The following is a 2,791-nucleotide window of genomic DNA, read 5'->3' as shown; positions in this document are numbered from 1 at the left end:
TTCGCGATCTCGCCGAAGGTCCGACATCGCTTTTGAAGAGAAATGAACGTTGCAAAGAGCAAAAATTCAGAGCCCACCAGAATAAGGACTACACCAGCTATAATGTAGTAGAGGGATGCCGTTACGAACTCTGATTCAGCATGTCCTAAGCTACGGTAGTAGCTGAGGGCGATGCTGCATACGATGGCCAAAGCAACGTACAAAGAAAATACGAAAACGTAAAAGTAAGGAGCCAGTCGAGCATGCAGTAGAATTAGTTTACTAGTTCCTGGTGGCTGGAACTTGCGGAAGTAGCCGACTAATCGCAGATAGGTCTCGGACGTTTCAGAGGCATGTGCGATTGAGAGGCAGTCTGAGTAGCATGACTCGGGGATAAAATTAGGTGCCGCCCACTTGTGGTTTCTGGAAAGCGCCTGCGCCGAGTTAATCCAAGGTCGTCGCGGGGTATTTACCAAAAGCGCAGCCGCGGCGGGTGACCGCAAGCCAGCTTCAGCAAACAATGTTGCCCATTGAATGGGATTATCTTTGTCCCGTGCTGCTCTCTCAATTGTTATGTCCAAAAAGGCTGGTTGGTCGATATTGTCAACGACAATAGCAGGCAATTTCGACAGGATGTCGATGCCGCATAATGTTGCAACACGAAATGCTGAAGGCGCATCTTGCTGAGCGTATGATGCGATAAGTTGGGCAAGATACTCCTCCCTTTCACCCGCGAAATGTTGAAAGAATGTGGTGATCGCGTCGGATCGCTCGACACCACTTACAAGGCCAGCAGAGCGATTTGCGTCGGCAACTACTACCAAGAACAAATGCACCTCGGCGAGCCATTGTGATGTCCACTCGCCCTCTGATCTTGCGATCAAATCCTGCCAATACTGATCTACAAATGGTTGCCAGATTGGATGCTCATATCGCTTAGTCTCGAGAAATGCCAGAGCGAGCATCCGTAGGTTAGTAAATGTCGAAACGGTCTTGATCGCGCTAAGCTGTGCATGAGCAGGTAGTAGCGATGCTGCAAACGGAATGACTTCTGCAAGTCTCGTTCGAGTCTGCAAATCGGTGGAGAATTGTGTGTGCTTCTCGATTAACGTATCCCAACCGTCAGTTCTGCCTTGGGTCGCTTCCATGGCGGCCAAAAATTCGCAGAAGGTCAGGTGAATAAACCTGAACGTCTCGCCTTCGCGCTCTTCCGAGATAAGACCAGTCTCTTTTGATACGTCTCGCAATAACCTTTCCGCCGTCGCGATGTCTCGTAGACCCATGACATCAATGACGACCTTCGTTCCGCTTTCCCAAGGAATAAGGTTGGCCGGCTGATCGCCGTCGCACAAGTGCTCGAAGGCAATTCGTCCTAGTATTCGTTCCCGCTGCCGTCTCAGAATCATTTGAGTCTCGGAAGGGCCGATTTGTTTGGCTCTACGTCGGATTAGAAGTTCTTCAGTTACCTGCTTATAAAATTCTGATCGTGACTCAGGGGTCAACTGATGATCCGACGCTTGATCTTGCGCAACATACATCGAAAGAATTAGCGGATTTGTGCACATTTCGCGAAGAGCTGGCCGATCGGTGAGATCGTTATAGATCCTGACGACATGTTCTGTTTTAGTCGTGGGATCAAACGGCCAGCGTGTCAGAAACGCGTATATGTCCGTAGGTGAGAACCGCTTTAAACTCACGGATACAGGGAAAGCATCAGCATAAGACCGCCAGACTTGAAGGTGAAACTGCGTCCTCATTGTTAGAAGAAGGATGTTATTAGCGCCCATCTGCTCCAATTTCGAACCTAGGCCTAGGATAGCTGCCTCGGCTTGAGGATAGGCGGCTGCAGACACTTCATCGAGGCCGTCCAATATTACTAAAAGCCCGGAGCTTACGGTGTAGGCGGAAAAGCAGCGTTCTGGTTGATAAATGTCATAGGATTTGACGACGTCGAGCAAACGATTATAGAGCCACTCTCCAAGCTTCTTGGTACCCGCGAGTTTAGGAAAATCCAGTCGGCGAAGCTCCACCAGGAGGGGCAAGCGAGCCTCATCAGGGGCCTTCAATGCCTTGGTGCATTCATCTCTAAAGATGCGCTTAGCAACGGAGCTCTTGCCCGAGCCAGGGTCTCCGGTAATTCGAATTCTGTTTCCGAGTCTGATCGCTTCGCTGTGACCAAACGTTTGAAGCGAGCCGGCTCGCTCTAGGACCAGAGGCACAAATATCTGATCGATATCCAAGAATGTTTCGGCAGTCCTGCCTGGTACGCTCAAGTATCGCGTGGGGCCAGCGAGTTGCAGTTTGCTGTATCGGCGAAGGCTTATGCGAGCCGCAACTTTCTGAGTTGCTATTCGAGATACCCCCAATAGGATACCATCGATCGTATATCGGGAGATTGCTGCGAAGAGCTTTCGAAATGAACTCGCGAGATAGGCCAATAGTGGCATTATGCCTACTGTAACAAGAACGCTGTACAGGTCGAGGGACCACTCCCCGAAATGGATTTTCATATCTAGTTCTCCGCGACGTGGCGGCAATTACAATCCAAAATTGCTAGGCGGTCAATGAGCGCGCTTCATGCTGCGAAGTGGGCACTCTCGCGTGTCCCCCAGGCCTGAACGAATGATCGGATGTGACTAATAACCGTGTGCAGACCTTGATATCGTCCATCGGCGGTCAATCGGAAGTGCGCCGTGATCGCACGCCCTATCAAGATGCGCTGTAGAAGCTGAAACGTCCGTCGCGGATCTAGAAGCTTGCTAGATAACCAATCCGGATCGTTATTGCATCCACCCAAACGAAAACGGCGGGC

The 2,791-nt window shown here is 50.6% G+C and carries 1 protein-coding gene; it reads right to left on the bottom strand.

Annotation, left to right across the window (positions count from 1 at the left end):
• The coding region (locus C2U70_RS28570) for an NACHT domain-containing protein (RefSeq protein ID WP_186294524.1) at nucleotides 1-2,219 on the bottom strand (2,219 nt) is incomplete at its 3' end.
• Nucleotides 2,220-2,791: the final 572 nt, after the last annotated feature.

Origin of the sequence: Bradyrhizobium guangdongense (assembly GCF_006483445.1) — a bacterium.
Taxonomy (GTDB): Bacteria; Pseudomonadota; Alphaproteobacteria; order Rhizobiales; family Xanthobacteraceae; genus Bradyrhizobium; species Bradyrhizobium guangdongense_A.
This window is presented reverse-complemented; position numbering and strand designations above follow the sequence as displayed.